This window comes from Roseobacter weihaiensis (assembly GCF_020622345.1).
Classification (GTDB): Bacteria; Pseudomonadota; Alphaproteobacteria; order Rhodobacterales; family Rhodobacteraceae; genus Roseobacter; species Roseobacter weihaiensis.
In genome coordinates, this window is sequence record NZ_JACNMO010000045.1 from 1 (window position 1) to 14,270 (window position 14,270).

Genomic DNA, 14,270 nt, shown 5'->3' on the forward strand with positions numbered 1-14,270 from the left:
GGTACATGGACGGCAAGATCGAGATCGACCCGATGATCACGCACAAGCTGACCCTCGACGAGATCAACCACGGCTTCGACCTCATGCACCAGGGAAAATCAATCCGCGCCGTCGTGGAGTTTTGAGCACGCGGCCACATTCCTGTGCGCGCCATTGCGGGTGCGGGTATTGCTCGCCACGTCGCTTGGTGGTTCGATACCCGAAGGATTTTGTTTTGTTGACGTACCGCCCCAACCTGATCGTTTCACTCCTGCTTGCAGGGGTCTTGGGAGAGCTCGTTTTTGAAGCTTATGCCTGGCTGATCTCTCCGTTGATCTTCGGTCTTTCCCTTCAGCCGGCCAATCTGGTGATGGCGTTGGCGGGGCAATTTGCCAACCTGTCTCTGCCCTATGCAACCGCCTTTGTCATCCATGTTCTCATCGGCAGCCTTGGCTTTGCGACGGTTATCTTGCTGACCAAACGTGTGACCGGGCTTGGCTGCCGGATGGCAGGCGCGCTTGTTGGCCTGGGGCTGTGGTTCGTTGCGCAGGGCATCCTCGCACCGCTTATCGGACGTGATTTCATGATGGGGTTTGGCGCTTATACCCAATCCTCCTCTGTCGCACATGTCGGAATGGCTCTTGTGATTGGTGCTGTCCTGCAGGCCCGGCTCGGAGGGGGGCACCTGACAAAAAGGCGTTGTCTTCACGCTATGTCCGCTTGCCGGTGCCATCGCGCCGGCCTAAAGTATTCCGCACAAAGATGAGTGTGATGGATGAAGCTGACTGTTGATGGCAAGCCCCATGAGGTGGATGTCCCGCAGGAGATGCCGCTGCTTTGGGTGTTGCGCGATGTGCTGGGGATCACGGCTGTGAAGTATGGCTGCGGTGTGGCCCAATGCGGTGCCTGCACGGTGCATATCGATGGGGTCGCGGTGCGGTCCTGTCAGGTTGCAGCCGCTGACGTCGATGGGCCCGTGACCACGATTGCGGGGCTTGGCAAAACAGGGGCGATGCATGCCGTTCAGGCAGCCTGGGTGACACATCAGGTTGCGCAATGCGGCTATTGCCAGTCGGGTCAGATCATGCAGGCCGCAGCGCTGCTGTCAGAGACGCCGGATCCGACTGATGCGGATATTGCTGAGGCAATGCGGGGCAATCTGTGTCGTTGCGGTACCTATCCGCGCATCAAGGCGGCGATCAAAACCGCAGCGCGCAGGTTGAACGCAAAACCTTCACCTGTCCCCGCGCCGGGCACGGACCGCTAGGACGCCTGTGCGACCAGCCCCAGGCCTGATATCTGGCGCAGATGGTTCAGGACATCGTCGATGCCCTTGCCGTGGCGCAGCGCGCAAAAGACAAAGGGCCTGCCGGCACGCATCCGTTCGGCGTCACGTTGCATCACCTCCAAAGACGCCCCCACATGCGGCGCGAGGTCGGTTTTGTTGATGATCAACACGTCAGAGCGGGTAATCGCAGGACCGCCCTTGCGGGGGATTTCCTCACCCGCCGCCACATCAATCACATAGAGCGTCACATCGGCCAGCTCTGGCGAAAAGGTCGCGGACAGATTGTCCCCGCCGCTTTCGATGAGAATAACCTCGACCTCCGGGTGGCGTTGCTGCATCTCCGCCACGGCAGCAAGGTTGATCGAGGCATCCTCGCGGATCGCGGTATGCGGGCAGCCGCCGGTTTCGACCCCGATCACCCGGTCTTGCGGCAGGATTTGCAGACGCATCAAGGCCTCCGCATCTTCCTGTGTGTAGATATCATTTGTGATCACCCCGATGGAGTGGTCCTTGCTGAGCGCCTTGGCGAGCGCTGCCGTCAGTGTGGTCTTGCCAGCCCCAACCGGGCCACCGATCCCGACGCGCAGCGGGCCATTGAGAGGGGTCTTGGTCATGTTCTGAACACCTTTGCGTATTGGGTTTCATGTCGCATGGCGGCAATATCTGTTGCAAAGCAGCAGGAAGCAAGGTCTTCGAGCTGTGCGGTCCTGCCGAGCTCGGCCACCGCGCGGATCAGGGGGGCGCATTGGGCGAGCAACGTCTGCCCTTCGGTTTGACCCAGCGGCACCAGCCGGACGGCTGCCGACACAAGGTTTGCCACAAAGGCATGGGTGTAAATCTCGGCGGTCTGGGGCAGCGGTAACGCCTCGGCCCGCGCCGCGCGCCCCACCGCGACCGGGTAGCAAAGTGCCCCGACATCCGTCCCCCAGATGGCATCCACGGTGCGCGCGAAAGCCGCGCCTTGATCCACCGTTTCCACCTGCCGTTCGTGTGAGGACGCAAAGGCGCGTGCGATCGCATCAATCTCGTCAACCTGCTGCGGGGCCGCATTATATGCTGCCGTCAGCAAGATCACATCATTGCGCGCGCTTCCGTGACGCAGAATATCCTCCAGCCAGGTTTTCAGCGTCCGAGCATCCCGTATCTCACCGGTGTCGATCACATGCTCCAGCCCATGGGAATAGGCAAAGGCGCCCACCGGAAAGCCGGGCGACAGCCACTGGGTCAGGGTCAGGAAGGCGTCAGTGTTCATGCAGGTGCGCACCGTCGGGCCCATGTGTATGACTGTGGTCATGACCATGGGTCCGCCCGTGGCCGTAGGCACCGCCTTCGGGCGTGAAAGGTTCGACCACCTCGGTGACCTCCGCGCCGATCTTGCAGAGCATATCGGCCATCACGTGATCGCGCTGGATCAGCAGACGGTCGGATTCGATCTGGCAGGGGGTGTGCCGGTTGCCGATGTGCCACGCGATCCGGTGTAGCGAGGCCCCCCGTACCTCCAGCAAAGGTTCCGGTGCGGCGGTCACAGCGATCTCGCCTCCCTCCGCAAGGATCAGGACACCGCCGTGGTTCAGCGAGGTGGTATGAGGCAGATCGACCAGCACCGATCCCCCCTCCGCCAGGGAGACAACCTTGCGCCGCAGAAAACGGTCTTCATACGTCAGGCAGACCGTGCCCACGGGCGTGCCATGTGCATGATCGTGATACCGCTGCGCCAGAAGGGGGGCCGTCATTGCGACCCCCTGTCATTTACAGGTGATAGCCGTCTGTCAGCATGCGTTTCACAAGATCGGCGCGCGTCAGACCCCGGAGCGCCAGTTCCGCATCGCTCATTTCGCTGATCTGGTGGACAACACGGGCGCGGGCGCTGTTTTCGCCCAGAAAGATCAACCCGTTCCAGACCCAGCGCAGGCCGCGCAGGATAAGGCCGGGGGCGCTGATCGGATGTGGTGTATGTGCAGTATATGCCATTGGAAACCTCTGATAAGATCGGTTGGTTTCCTCCCTTGCACGCCGGATACCACGTTGAGCAGACAGGAAAAACCTCCGTGATCGCAAATCCGGGTTGCGTCTGATGCATAAGGCAATTCTTAACTGCTTGGCTCATTGAGACCAGTCCTCCTCAAAACATGAAGTAGCGTTGCGCCATCGGCAGGACCTCGGCGGGCTGGCAGGTCAGCAACTCGCCATCGGCCCGCACCTCATAGGTTTCCGGGTTCACCTCGATCTGCGGCAGCGCGTCGTTCAGGATCAGATCGCTCTTGCCGATGTTCCGCGTGTTCCTGACCGCCTTGACTTGCTTGCGCAGGCCGAGGCTGTCGCCAATGCCTGCCGCCTCGGCCGCAGCACTGACAAAGGTCACCGCTGAGTGCTCAACCGACCGGCCGAACGCCCCGAACATCGGGCGGGTATAGACCGGCTGCGGTGTCGGGATCGACGCATTGGTGTCGCCCATTTGCGCACAGACAATGGTGCCCGCCATCAGGACCATCTCGGGTTTTACGCCGAAAAAAGCCGGATTCCACAACACCAAATCCGCGCGTTTACCGACCTCGATGCTGCCGATCTCGTGGCTGATGCCGTGGGCGATGGCCGGGTTTATCGTATATTTCGCGATGTAGCGGCGCACCCGCATGTTGTCGTTGTCGCCGGTTTCTTCGGCCAGAGCGCCGCGTTGTTTCTTCATCTTGTCCGCCGTTTGCCAGGTGCGGATGATGACCTCGCCCACGCGCCCCATCGCCTGGCTGTCGGATGCGATGATCGAAAACGCTCCCATGTCGTGCAGGATGTCTTCGGCGGCGATGGTCTCGCGCCGGATGCGGCTTTCGGCAAAGGCCACATCTTCGGGGATCGACTTGTCGAGATGGTGGCAAACCATCAGCATGTCGAGGTGCTCTTCGAGCGTGTTGACCGTAAAGGGCCGCGTCGGGTTGGTCGAAGAAGGGATCACATTGGCGTCGCCACAGATCTTGATGATGTCCGGCGCGTGTCCACCCCCCGCGCCTTCGGTATGAAAGGCGTGGATGGTCCGCCCCTTGATGGCCGCCACAGTGTTCTCGACAAAGCCGGATTCATTGAGCGTGTCGGTGTGGATCATGACCTGCACGTCCATGTCGTCGGCCACCGAAAGACAGCAGTCGATGGCGCCGGGGGTGGTGCCCCAGTCCTCGTGCAGTTTCATCGCACAGGCTCCGCCCTCGATCATTTCGACCAAGGCTGCGGGCTGTGACGCGTTGCCCTTGCCGGAGATGCCGAAATTCATCGGAAAGGCGTCCAGCGATTGCAGCATGCGCCCGATGTGCCAGGACCCCGGCGTGCAGGTGGTGGCCAGCGTGCCATGGGCAGGCCCGGTGCCGCCCCCGAGCATCGTGGTGATGCCGGAGTGCAGCGCATCGTCGATCTGCTGTGGTGCGATGAAATGGATATGGCTGTCGAACCCGCCCGCGGTCAGGATCTTGCCCTCCCCCGCGATGGCCTCGGTGGAGGGGCCGACGACAATATCGACGCCGGGCTGGGTGTCGGGGTTGCCCGCCTTGCCGATCTTGGCGATGCGCCCGTCGCGCAGACCTACATCCGCTTTGTAGATACCGGTATGATCGACGATCAGGGCGTTGGTGATGACGGTGTCCACAGCGCCCTCGGCCCGTGTCACCTGGCTTTGGCCCATGCCGTCGCGGATCACCTTGCCGCCCCCGAACTTAACCTCTTCGCCATAGATCGTGTGGTCGTGTTCCACCTCGATGATGAGATCGGTATCGGCCAATCGCAGCTTGTCGCCGGTGGTGGGGCCGAACATGGCGGCGTAATTGGAGCGGGAGATCGTGGTGGGCATGTCAGGTCACTTTCATGCCGCGCTTGCCGAGACGGCGGGCATTGGCGCGGGTTTTCTGGCGGAAGGGTTTGATGGCCGAGGCCAGAACCTTGTCCGGCGGGTCACCGCGCAGGCTGGCGCGGGTCGCGTTGGTTGCTGATTTCGTGACGGCATGTGCTTTCTCAGAGAGCATGCGGCGGCTCTCACCCGGCGTGACAGACCATAATCCGGACATGCCCATGACCCGCATCGTCATGACTGCCTGCGCCTCGATGGCGAGCATCCCAAGCTCAACGGCGTTGCCCCAAAGGGCGATGGGGCGGAGTGGTTGGAAATTCATAGCTCCCCCATCACGTGCTGATTGAACCCAAAGATGCGGCGCGCGCCCGAAACCGGAATGAGGTGAACTTCGCGGCGTTGGCCAGGCTCAAACCGCACTGCGGTGCCGGCCGCGATGTCCAGCCGCATGCCCCGTGCAGCAGTGCGGTCGAAATCAAGCGCACTGTTGCTTTCGGCAAAATGATAATGGCTGCCGACCTGAACCGGGCGGTCCCCGGTGTTGGCAACCATCAGCGTGATTGCCTCCCGGCCTTCGTTCAGGGCGATGTCACCCTCGGCGGTAAAGATTTCTCCGGGGATCATAGGGCCTCCTATCGGATCGGATTGTGGACAGTGACAAGCTTGGTTCCGTCCGGGAACGTCGCCTCCACCTGCACGTCATGGATCATCTCGGGCACGCCCTGCATGCACTGATCGCGCGTGATGACCTGCGCACCTGCCTCCATCATGTCCGCGACGGAGCGCCCGTCCCGCGCCCCTTCGACCACCGCATCCGTGATGAGCGCAATGGCTTCGGGATGGTTCAGCTTCACCCCGCGGGCCAATCGTTTGCGCGCCACCTCGGCGGCCAGAGCGACAAGGAGTTTGTCTTTTTCACGGGGCGTGAGTTGCATGTCGTCAAAGCCTCCAGCTTTGGGGTAGGGATGTCTCTGTCAAAAGATCGAGCAGCGGCAAAAGGCTGCGGCGCAGCATGAAGCCGTCCTCTGCAAGCAGCCGCGCGACCATCACGTCAGCGCAAAGCATACTGGCCCCGCCAGACTTGCCAATGATATTTCGAACGACGTCCAGTTTTCCGCCTGCCTCCGGTGCACACCACAAAAGGCTCGCCATCGCCCGCGCCCCACCCCCGATTGCGGGTCGGTCAAGCAGTGTTGCCGCATTGCCAATCAGGTTGGTCCCGTCCCGGTAGAGCGGCTTGCCGTCGCGCCGCACATCAATGCGATCAATAAACTGCAGGCGGGTCGGATCCTCGCCCATGGCCCGCCGCCCAAAGAGCACGGGCTCCACCATCAAAAACCGCGCGGAGGGAGCCAGATCAGCCCGCAGGCGACGGCACAGGGCCGCGTCCTGATAGAGGATGGTCTCCTGCGGTAACCAGCGAAGTGTGCTGTCTTTATCCGCCCGCAGCCGGGCTCTGATCTTGCCTGTCTGGCCGATCTGGGCCCCATAGGCGCGTTCGGCGGCCTGTGTCGTCAGGGTCAACTGCGATCCCGCGCCTGCATGGGCTTGGATGTCGAAACGATCCCCGCCCGTGATGCCACCTGCCGTATTGATAAGGACCGCCTCCACGGCCCTGCGGCTTCTTGGAAACAGGAGCTTGAGCGCCCCCGATTGCCGCAAACCGTCAATGGCAGAGCCCGCCGCGCCGCATTTGCTGCTGACAAAGGCCCCCCCAATGGCGCGGGGTTGGTCCAGCGGTGTCGCGGCACGCTTAAGCAAGGAAGGCAGCTCTCGGGTCATTCAAATTCTTCGGAACTGTCACATAGGGCGGGACGATTTGGCCACCGCAGGGCAAACGATACGCTTCCAAACGAGGCGGTTTGCCTGTTTTTTGGGCGGACTTGTCAGGCCAAAGCGCACGTTAGTATCCTATCGGGGTTTTCGGTCCATGGTCCAACCGCCAGATATGCTTGTCCGCGCCCTGGGGGTAATAGGTGGTAACCAGCGGATCATGGCCCGGCACAATCAAGCCGGGGCTGGAGGCAAGGGAATGCAGCTTTTCGAACCCCTCCAGCATATCTTGCAAATCCACGACAATGGGAAAGGGTTTGCGTTCAAAGACATTCTCGTAAAAATGTGCCGCATCAGAGGCCAGGACCAACCAGCCCGCCTGGGTCTGCACGCGCACCGCCTGTAGCCCGCGGCTGTGACCGCCGATGCAATGCACCGTCAAGCCCTCGGACAGCTGCGCCTCCCCGTCGTAAAACGTAACCTTACCACTGTAGAGCCGCTGGACCGCCTCGCAGATGTGCCCGGCGGTGAAAGGCATGCGCAGAGTGTCGTGGCACATGCAGGGGCCGGTGGCATAGGCCATCTCTGCGGCCTGCATGTGCAGCCGCGCATTGGGAAAAAGGTGCAGACCTCCGGCGTGATCGTAGTGTAAATGGGTCACGATGATATGGTCGATGTCCGCAGGCTGCAGTCCGAACGGGCGCAAGGCCGCGCCGGGGTCCAGCCGGATCGGTCTGCCGCGTGCTTGCGCCTCGGACTGGTCATACCCGGTGTCCACCAGAATCGTCTGATCCCCCCGGCGCAGCAGCCACATGAAGTAATCCATCGGATGCGGTGCGTCATGCGTGTCCTCAAAGAGGAAACTGTCCGCCCGAATGCGCGCGTTTCGGTCCGCGTATTTGAGCGCATAGACCTCCCAGGGCGTCATGGGATCACCTTTCTGTAGGTCTTGATCTCTTTGTCGGCAATCATCGCCGCCGTGGCGGCATCGAATTCAGCGAAATGCGGTGTCTTGAGATGCCCGGCAAAGGCGGTTTCGTTGGTATAGACTTCATACAGAAACACCTCGTCCGGCCGAGCCGGATCGGTCGCCACGTCGAATTGGTGGCACCCTTCCTCCTGCCGAAGGGAGGTGGCGGCATTGGTGCGCATCAGGGGCAGGAACTGCTCTGTGGTGCCTGTTTTGAGGGTCAGGGTAACGACGACTGCAAACATCTGATCTTCCGTGTGACATAGGGTGTCCGGCCATGATGTCGGCCCGCGCGTCCTGCGCAAGATAATTCTGACGGTCTCCTTGCATAATGCATACATTAATGTATGCATTATGCGCGTTGCGCAAGGGATCACTCAAAAAATGGAACAAAGGGTGGGGGGATGACAGAACGGTTCAGCATCGCGGTTTTCGAAGGGGATGGGATCGGCCCTGAGATCACCGGCCCCACCGTGGACATTCTGACGGCGTTGGCTGAGAAAAATGGCTACGGTCTGGATTTTCAAGCCTGTCCGGCAGGGGCCGCCCATTATGCCCGCACGGGGGAAGCCTTGCCCGACCGCGCGCTGCAGCGTGCCCGTGATGCAGATGCCATTCTGCTTTCAGCCATGGGCCTGCCCAGCGTACGCTATCCGGATGGCACCGAGATATCGCCACAGATTGATCTGCGAAAAGCCTTAACACTTTTTGCCGGGGTGCGCCCGGTACGCCTTTTTCCCGGCTTGAAGACGCCTCTGAATCTGCCACCGGACAGGCAGGTGGATTTTGTCCTGATCCGGGAAAGCACCGAAGGGCTGTTCTACACACAGGGCCGGGGGGAGGTGACGGAGGACGAGGCCCGCGAAACGCTTCTCATCACCCGAAAAATCTCTGAGCAACTCTTTGAATTTGCGTTTGCACTGGCCCGGACCCGCAAGGCCACGGGGCGTGGACGGGGTCAGGTGACCTGTGTTGACAAAGCGAACGTGTTTCGCGCCTTTGCCTTTTTCCGCGCGCTTTTCGATGCGGAGGCGGCCAAACATCCGGATCTGGTGGCTGATCACGCTTACGTGGATGCAACCGCCTTGTGGTTTGTGCTCAAGCCGTGGGATTTTGACGTGCTGGTCACCGAAAACATGTTTGGCGACATTCTGTCGGATCTGGGCGCAGGTCTCATGGGTGGACTTGGGGTGGCGCCCTCCGCGGATATTGGTCTTGATCATGCCGTCTTTCAGCCTTGCCACGGATCCGCGCCGGACATTGCCGGGCAAGGGGTGGCCAATCCGATGGCGATGATCCTCTCTGCCGCCATGATGCTGGACTGGCTGGGTCTGCGGCACAAAAGGGCCCGGTTGGTCGAGGATGGCAGGCTGCTGAGACAGGCGGTGGAGGAGGTGATCGGAACCGGCACGCATCTGACCCGCGACATGGGCGGCCGTGCGACAACGCAAACCGCCGCCAGAGCGGTACGTGATCTGGTGCTCAGCCGTTGACCCCTCCTCTGCGGGTAGCGGGGGTCGGCGCGGGCTATTTCAGCCAGTTCCACTATGGGTCCTGGGCGCGTCTTGAGGAGGTGGAGATTGTTGGTGTCACCGACCTGAACGGGCAGGCCGCGCAGGCAACCGGACTGCCGGTATTCTCAACGCTGAACGAGATGATAGACCGGACCGCACCGGATATCCTCGACATCATCGTGCCACCCGAAGCGCATGCTGCGACGATCAAAGCCGCGCTCGCGCACCGTGTACCGACCATCATCTGCCAAAAACCTTTCTGCCTGTCGCTCGCTGAGGCGAAAGAGATGGTCACCGCCGCCGGGCGGGCGGGCACGACCCTGATTGTGCACGAAAACTTCCGGTTCATGCCGTGGTACCGCGCGATCAAATCCGAACTGGACGCGGGCACGATCGGGCAGGTCCTGCAGGCCACCTTCCGGCTGCGGCCGGGGGATGGGCAGGGGCCGCGGGCCTATCTGGACCGGCAGCCCTATTTTCAGGCGATGCCCCGCTTTCTGGTGCATGAAACCGCCGTGCATTGGATCGATACGTTCCGCTTTCTGTTTGGCGATCCGCAGGCGGTCTATGCGGATTTACGCCGGTTGAACCCCGCCATTTCCGGAGAAGATGCAGGCTTTATCCTGTTCGATCATCCAGAGGATGTCCGGGCGGTCTTCGACGGCAACAGGCATCTTGATCACGCCAGTGACAACCTCAGACGGACAATGGGCGAGGCGCTGGTCGAAGGCACGCAGGGCACGTTGCGCCTGTCCGGGACCGGTCAGTTGGACCGGCGCGCCTTTGGGGCAACCGATACGGTGACCGTGCTGCCCGCTGACACATGGGAGGGGTTCGGCGGCGATTGCGTGCATGCGTTGCAATCCCATGTGGTTGCGCATCTGCGCCGGCAAACACCCTTGGAAAACCAGGCGCGGGCCTATTGCGAAGTGATCCGCATCAAGGATGCGATCTACCGTTCTGCGGCAAGCAACACCAAGGTGACCCTATGAAACCCGCGCCCGAACCCAAGTCGAACATGCATCAGGCGGTCAGTAGACTGCGCGAGATGATTTTCACCGGGGAGTTGGGACCGGGCTCGGATCATCTGGAGACGGAATTGGCGCGCCGTCTGGGCATGTCGCGCACCCCGGTCCGCGAAGCTGCGCTGACGTTGCAGGCACAGGGGCTGGTCTCCGTGCGGCCGCGCCGAGGGGTGCGGATACTGGCCGTGTCGCCGCAGGACATGCGCGACATCTACGACGTGCTGACGGAGCTGGAGAGCCTGGCTGCGGAAACGGCGGCGCGGCAAGGCTACACGCAACAGGACCTGCGGATGCTCCGTGACGCCATCGACGCCATGGACCTTGCGCTTGCCGCGAACAACAGGGAGGCCTGGGCCCAGGCCGATGCGGCGTTTCACCGCGAACTTGTTCGCCTGGGGCAGAACAAACGCGCCCGGACCATCGTGGCGATGATGACGGATCAGGTGCGCCGCGCGCGGGCGATCACCTTGCACATTCGCCCGGTCCCGTTGAAATCCAACGCGGATCATCGCGGCGTTCTGGAGGCGATTGCAGCAGGGGATGCACCTGCGGCCCGGCGCATTCATCACGCGCATCGCCGTCAGGCGCGTGATCTCATAATGAACCTGCTGGAAAAACACCACCTACGATCTCTCTAGGCCGGAGGCGTTTTCCTCGGGCATTCGATGCCAGGCGGGTTATCTCTCGTCAGAGATCGGAAAGAAGAAGGAATGCGCGCCTGGGCAAAAAGTGTAAAACCGCCGTCATCGGACTGGGATCAATGGGCTATGGCATTGTAATCTCTGCCGCGCGGGATGGCCATGAGACCTATGGCTTTGACATCGATGCGGATCAGGTTGCGCGCTTCGTGCAGGAAGGCGGCGCATCCGCCCCGCTTGAGGAGATCGCGGTGAGGCTAAGTATTCCCATAAATGTAATCTGTTATCTCACTTGGGTTGCGCGAGGCCGCTCGGGGTAAAGTATAAACACACCCTGCCCCCGGATCAGGCCCTGAGCTGGTTGCAGAGCTTCAAAGGCTGGCCTTTTGTTCAGATCACCACACCGATGCCCCGGTGCCTGAGGGCCCGCACAGCGCTATAGGCGGTCAATGCAGAGGTCTTGGGATTGGCGGGAAGGGCGGCCCCTTGCGTGGCATAGTCGAGGTCAAAAAGCGGCCCGGTTGCTTTGATCCTGTGAGTGTTGCCGGTGGCGTCGGGGTCCGCCATCAGGGTCACCTCAGTGGCGTCAAACCCGATACCCGCCAGCGCGACCGTTGCCACGACATTGGCGTTCTTTGGAAAAGTGAGTGCCGCCTCTCGGGCCGTGCCGGTGAAGAGGACCGTGGGGGCTGTGATGCATGCCAGATTGTGCGTTGTTTCCGCCGGAGAGCCTCGCCAGCTGAGCGGGGGTTTGCGCGACAGATAGGTGACCTTGTCCAACCGATCGCCTGCGGCGGCCAGGGCATCAATCCCGCCAATCGCCCCCGATACAAGGATGAGCTGCGCCGCACCCGTCTGGCTGGCCCGGCGCAGGCGGTCCAGACCTGCGTCATCGGCCAGGGCCCCCGCAGAAAGCACGCCGAAATCGACGCCGCCTCTCAGAACGTCGGGTCCGAACTGCCGGACGGCGTCATGTCCGGCGCATTCCAACACGAAATCCGTATCCGGGTGCAGGTCATCCAGTGAAGAGATGGCCTGGATGCCCGAGGGCAGCGCCGCTTGCAGAGCCGCCTGTCTGCCCGGCCTGACAAGGACCTGCGCGATCCGGATTTCCGCGTCACGGGACAGTGCCTTGCAGACCTCTGCCGCTATGGCACCATAGCCGATAAGCACAATGGTCTGAGGCATCATCCGATCCTTTGTCATCTAGAGGGCCAGATACCCGATACCACAAAAGGTTACCGCACACCCGGCCCATTGCGGTAAGGTCATGCGTTCGCGCAGGAAAGCCCAGGCCATCACGATGGTCAGCAATCCAAAGACCGACGAAGAGACCGCCGCATATTGTGCGTCGGGCAAACCGCCCGCCGAGACCACGCTCATCAGTGCAATACCGTCGGCAAATCCCATCAGGCACAGGACCGGAACAGCCGCCCTTCCCGGCCAGAGGGGCAGTTTCAAGGCCAGTATGATGCCCATCAAAAGCCCAATGGCTGCCAGCCTGGTGACAAGTGTGACGGGCAGGTCATGCGACATCTCCGCCGCCATCTGACTGATCGCGAAGGTTCCGGCAAACCCAATGGCCGAGATTGCTGCGTAAAAGATCGTGCGACCCTTGGGGGGGACTTCTTCGGTGGCGGTATCCGACAGCGCGGCCACCACCGAGACCCCCAGAATAATCGCCACCACAGCCCCCCATTGCAGGGCCGACACGTCAGCGCCGCGCAGCGTCGCCCAAGCCACGGACAGAATGGGATAGCTTGCAATAACGGGGGCCACCAGCCGCACCGGTCCACGCTGAAACGCGCCATAAAGCCCAAGGCTCGCAATCAGGAAAAACAGACCTGCCAGAGCGGCATAGCCGAAGGCGGCACCGGACAGCGGGATAAACCCGTCTTCAACCACCATCACCCCCAGATGAAAGGTCAGGCCGGCCAGCAGGACTGTCAGCAATGCGGCCATCAGCGGCGTTTTCTGGCTCACATAGCGGACGCAGATGTCATGAAACCCCCAGGCAAAGGCGGCGATGAGACCCAGCGTGAGCGCGCTCATCCGCGAGGGCCCGGCTTTGCCGGGGCGGGCATCCGAAAAACGCTCCGGACGGGGCGGACTGCGCGAAGGGTTTTCATATGTGATCCGTAGAGCTGTGCCGCGACTGCGCGAAGGATATTTCATGAGATTAAATAATATTTCCGTAAATGCAACGTCCCACACAGCGATCAGCCCTGCCCGGTGCCAGATAGAGCCTTTGAGGGGCGGCTGCCGTCTTGGCGATCGGCGATAGCTGAGCCTCGCCACTCCGTCAGGTTTGACTTGCATCAAGGCGACAGGGTTGGAGCATCGTCACACGGGCCGGGGGAGCACGGTAGATGACATTGGCGGCGAGGAGCGTCTGTGCGACCTCGTGAAACGCTTCTACGATTTGGTCGAGACGTTGCCGGAAGGCTCGAACCTGCGCCGATTGCGCGCGCGATCACGGGTTGGACCATGCAGGCGCAGAGCAGTTCGCGTTTCTGTCGGGTTTTATGGGCGGGCGCCGCTACTACGCGGAAAGGCACGGGCATATGGATGTAAAGCTTATCCATGCGCATGTCCCGATCCGTCGGGAAGACGCTGAGATTTGTCATGATATCTTTCCTTTTTACAAGCAAAACGGCGTAAATCCATGGTGTTATCCCAACAACCTTTGCCACTACGCCTTCCTTTTTGAGCAGTTCTTGCAGTTTTGCTGCATCGTAACCCGTTCTTAGTCGACGTTAGAACCCAAGGAATAGAGGCGGGCCCGCTATAACTGCGCCGACCTGTTGCTTGCTAACTTTGTTCACGTCGATGTTAGCGGAAAGGCATGTACACGGTCAGGTCACCGCGCCCACTGAGCAGCCTGATCTGACTGGTCCAAATTGATTGTTATTGCATCATTGTCCTTTGATCCATCGTGACGACGGTTTCAGGCGCTGGCGGTCGATATGCACCTGTAGAAACAACTTGCGGCCGCCCATGAAAAGACAGAGCGCGCAAAGGCAATGGCAGAACAGACGAAATCAGGCTTTGTTTACATCGTCTCAAACATAGGCTCTTTCGGGGAGGACGTGGTCAAAATTTATCTCACACGACGCCTTGATCCAATGGACGAAGCATGGGTAATCGGGCTGACCAGATAGTGGGGTGAGGTTCTTGATAGAGTTGCAGTAGATTACTGCAATTTAAGGAGAACGACATGAACTATTATGTGGGATTAGATGTTTCGCTGAGGA

20 protein-coding genes and 1 pseudogene are annotated in these 14,270 nt (G+C 61.0%); 8 read left to right on the forward strand and 13 right to left on the reverse strand.

Annotated elements, in window-relative coordinates; all coding sequences use genetic code 11:
• From H7847_RS25700 to H7847_RS25710, 3 genes and pseudogenes are all read left to right on the forward strand, one after another.
• Positions 1–125: pseudogene (locus H7847_RS25700) on the forward strand (S-(hydroxymethyl)glutathione dehydrogenase); the annotation flags it as partial.
• A gap of 92 nt (positions 126–217) precedes the next feature.
• Positions 218–745: a hypothetical protein gene (locus H7847_RS25705; protein WP_227272416.1), complete on the forward strand. Its 528-nt coding sequence runs from the start codon at positions 218–220 to the stop codon at positions 743–745.
• Positions 746–754: 9 nt separating this feature from the next.
• Positions 755–1,246, forward strand: coding sequence for a (2Fe-2S)-binding protein (locus H7847_RS25710; protein ID WP_227272418.1), 492 nt, complete (start codon positions 755–757; stop codon positions 1,244–1,246).
• Here H7847_RS25710 and ureG read toward each other — a convergent pair.
• The 11 genes from ureG to H7847_RS25765 form a co-directional block, all read right to left on the reverse strand.
• Positions 1,243–1,881, reverse strand: a complete 639-nt coding sequence (gene ureG, locus H7847_RS25715) for an urease accessory protein UreG (protein WP_227272420.1) — start codon at positions 1,879–1,881, stop codon at positions 1,243–1,245. The two genes, H7847_RS25710 and ureG, sit on opposite strands and share 4 nt — an antisense overlap.
• Complete coding sequence (locus tag H7847_RS25720) at positions 1,878–2,519, reverse strand: urease accessory protein UreF (protein ID WP_227272449.1); 642 nt, start codon at positions 2,517–2,519, stop codon at positions 1,878–1,880. Before H7847_RS25720 ends, ureG begins: the two co-directional genes overlap by 4 nt.
• Entirely contained in the window at positions 2,509–3,000 is a 492-nt protein-coding gene (ureE, locus tag H7847_RS25725) for an urease accessory protein UreE (protein ID WP_227272422.1), read from the reverse strand. Before ureE ends, H7847_RS25720 begins: the two co-directional genes overlap by 11 nt.
• 16 nt (positions 3,001–3,016) lie before the next feature.
• Entirely contained in the window at positions 3,017–3,238 is a 222-nt protein-coding gene (locus H7847_RS25730) for a DUF1127 domain-containing protein (protein WP_227272423.1), read from the reverse strand.
• 151 nt (positions 3,239–3,389) lie between these two features.
• On the reverse strand, positions 3,390–5,099 hold the full coding sequence (gene ureC, locus H7847_RS25735; protein ID WP_227272425.1) for an urease subunit alpha: 1,710 nt from the start codon (positions 5,097–5,099) through the stop codon (positions 3,390–3,392).
• 1 nt (position 5,100) lies between these two features.
• Positions 5,101–5,418, reverse strand: a complete 318-nt coding sequence (locus H7847_RS25740; RefSeq protein ID WP_227272427.1) for an antifreeze protein — start codon at positions 5,416–5,418, stop codon at positions 5,101–5,103.
• On the reverse strand, positions 5,415–5,720 hold the full coding sequence (locus H7847_RS25745; RefSeq protein WP_227272429.1) for an urease subunit beta: 306 nt from the start codon (positions 5,718–5,720) through the stop codon (positions 5,415–5,417). The genes H7847_RS25740 and H7847_RS25745 overlap by 4 nt, the downstream gene beginning before the upstream one ends.
• Positions 5,721–5,728: 8 nt before the next feature.
• Entirely contained in the window at positions 5,729–6,031 is a 303-nt protein-coding gene (locus tag H7847_RS25750; RefSeq protein WP_227272431.1) for an urease subunit gamma, read from the reverse strand.
• A 4-nt stretch (positions 6,032–6,035) separates the two neighbouring features.
• Positions 6,036–6,878 carry an urease accessory protein UreD gene (locus H7847_RS25755; protein WP_227272433.1) on the reverse strand — a complete coding sequence of 281 codons (843 nt, stop codon included), beginning with the start codon at positions 6,876–6,878 and terminating at the stop codon, positions 6,036–6,038.
• Positions 6,879–6,999: 121 nt separating this feature from the next.
• The gene (locus tag H7847_RS25760; protein WP_227272435.1) at positions 7,000–7,797 is read right to left on the reverse strand and encodes an N-acyl homoserine lactonase family protein; all 798 of its coding nucleotides are present in this window, start codon (positions 7,795–7,797) and stop codon (positions 7,000–7,002) included.
• Positions 7,794–8,084: a putative quinol monooxygenase gene (locus H7847_RS25765; RefSeq protein ID WP_227272437.1), complete on the reverse strand. Its 291-nt coding sequence runs from the start codon at positions 8,082–8,084 to the stop codon at positions 7,794–7,796. Before H7847_RS25765 ends, H7847_RS25760 begins: the two co-directional genes overlap by 4 nt.
• A 159-nt stretch (positions 8,085–8,243) precedes the next feature.
• Between H7847_RS25765 and H7847_RS25770 the strand changes: the two genes are divergently transcribed.
• From H7847_RS25770 to H7847_RS25785, 4 genes are all read left to right on the forward strand, one after another.
• The gene (locus H7847_RS25770) at positions 8,244–9,332 is read left to right on the forward strand and encodes an isocitrate/isopropylmalate dehydrogenase family protein (protein WP_227272438.1); all 1,089 of its coding nucleotides are present in this window, start codon (positions 8,244–8,246) and stop codon (positions 9,330–9,332) included.
• Positions 9,329–10,345, forward strand: coding sequence for a Gfo/Idh/MocA family protein (locus tag H7847_RS25775; protein WP_227272441.1), 1,017 nt, complete (start codon positions 9,329–9,331; stop codon positions 10,343–10,345). The genes H7847_RS25770 and H7847_RS25775 overlap by 4 nt, the downstream gene beginning before the upstream one ends.
• Positions 10,342–11,016, forward strand: a complete 675-nt coding sequence (locus tag H7847_RS25780) for a GntR family transcriptional regulator (RefSeq protein WP_227272442.1) — start codon at positions 10,342–10,344, stop codon at positions 11,014–11,016. The genes H7847_RS25775 and H7847_RS25780 overlap by 4 nt, the downstream gene beginning before the upstream one ends.
• A gap of 122 nt (positions 11,017–11,138) precedes the next feature.
• Positions 11,139–11,336 (forward strand): hypothetical protein, encoded by a 198-nt coding sequence (locus H7847_RS25785; RefSeq protein WP_406676043.1) that lies wholly within the window; start codon positions 11,139–11,141, stop codon positions 11,334–11,336.
• A 70-nt stretch (positions 11,337–11,406) separates the two neighbouring features.
• On the opposite strand, the gene H7847_RS25790 is transcribed toward H7847_RS25785, so the two are convergent.
• Both H7847_RS25790 and H7847_RS25795 read right to left on the reverse strand, forming a co-directional pair.
• A complete protein-coding gene (locus tag H7847_RS25790; RefSeq protein WP_227272444.1) occupies positions 11,407–12,204 on the reverse strand; it encodes an aspartate dehydrogenase in 798 nt (265 codons plus the stop codon).
• Positions 12,205–12,222: 18 nt separating this feature from the next.
• Positions 12,223–13,068 carry a DMT family transporter gene (locus H7847_RS25795; RefSeq protein ID WP_227272446.1) on the reverse strand — a complete coding sequence of 282 codons (846 nt, stop codon included), beginning with the start codon at positions 13,066–13,068 and terminating at the stop codon, positions 12,223–12,225.
• A gap of 473 nt (positions 13,069–13,541) precedes the next feature.
• On the opposite strand from H7847_RS25795, the gene H7847_RS25800 reads away from it, so the two are divergent.
• Positions 13,542–13,766: a globin family protein gene (locus tag H7847_RS25800; RefSeq protein WP_264479730.1), complete on the forward strand. Its 225-nt coding sequence runs from the start codon at positions 13,542–13,544 to the stop codon at positions 13,764–13,766.
• Positions 13,767–14,270 lie beyond the last annotated feature (504 nt).

Bases quoted from the DNA above. Each gene is read 5' to 3' on its own strand.
- H7847_RS25760 (WP_227272435.1), bottom strand. From the start codon at position 7,797: ATGACGCCCTGGGAGGTCTATGCGCTCAAATACGCGGACCGAAACGCG.
- H7847_RS25720 (WP_227272449.1), bottom strand. From the start codon at position 2,519: ATGAACACTGACGCCTTCCTGACCCTGACCCAGTGGCTGTCGCCCGGC.
- ureG (WP_227272420.1), bottom strand. From the start codon at position 1,881: ATGACCAAGACCCCTCTCAATGGCCCGCTGCGCGTCGGGATCGGTGGC.
- H7847_RS25755 (WP_227272433.1), bottom strand. From the start codon at position 6,878: ATGACCCGAGAGCTGCCTTCCTTGCTTAAGCGTGCCGCGACACCGCTG.
- H7847_RS25765 (WP_227272437.1), bottom strand. From the start codon at position 8,084: ATGTTTGCAGTCGTCGTTACCCTGACCCTCAAAACAGGCACCACAGAG.
- H7847_RS25770 (WP_227272438.1), top strand. From the start codon at position 8,244: ATGACAGAACGGTTCAGCATCGCGGTTTTCGAAGGGGATGGGATCGGC.
- H7847_RS25750 (WP_227272431.1), bottom strand. From the start codon at position 6,031: ATGCAACTCACGCCCCGTGAAAAAGACAAACTCCTTGTCGCTCTGGCC.
- ureE (WP_227272422.1), bottom strand. From the start codon at position 3,000: ATGACGGCCCCCCTTCTGGCGCAGCGGTATCACGATCATGCACATGGC.
- H7847_RS25785 (WP_406676043.1), top strand. From the start codon at position 11,139: ATGGGCTATGGCATTGTAATCTCTGCCGCGCGGGATGGCCATGAGACC.
- H7847_RS25740 (WP_227272427.1), bottom strand. From the start codon at position 5,418: ATGAATTTCCAACCACTCCGCCCCATCGCCCTTTGGGGCAACGCCGTT.
- H7847_RS25745 (WP_227272429.1), bottom strand. From the start codon at position 5,720: ATGATCCCCGGAGAAATCTTTACCGCCGAGGGTGACATCGCCCTGAAC.
- H7847_RS25790 (WP_227272444.1), bottom strand. From the start codon at position 12,204: ATGCCTCAGACCATTGTGCTTATCGGCTATGGTGCCATAGCGGCAGAG.
- H7847_RS25780 (WP_227272442.1), top strand. From the start codon at position 10,342: ATGAAACCCGCGCCCGAACCCAAGTCGAACATGCATCAGGCGGTCAGT.
- H7847_RS25730 (WP_227272423.1), bottom strand. From the start codon at position 3,238: ATGGCATATACTGCACATACACCACATCCGATCAGCGCCCCCGGCCTT.
- H7847_RS25710 (WP_227272418.1), top strand. From the start codon at position 755: ATGAAGCTGACTGTTGATGGCAAGCCCCATGAGGTGGATGTCCCGCAG.
- H7847_RS25795 (WP_227272446.1), bottom strand. From the start codon at position 13,068: ATGAGCGCGCTCACGCTGGGTCTCATCGCCGCCTTTGCCTGGGGGTTT.
- H7847_RS25800 (WP_264479730.1), top strand. From the start codon at position 13,542: ATGGGCGGGCGCCGCTACTACGCGGAAAGGCACGGGCATATGGATGTA.
- ureC (WP_227272425.1), bottom strand. From the start codon at position 5,099: ATGCCCACCACGATCTCCCGCTCCAATTACGCCGCCATGTTCGGCCCC.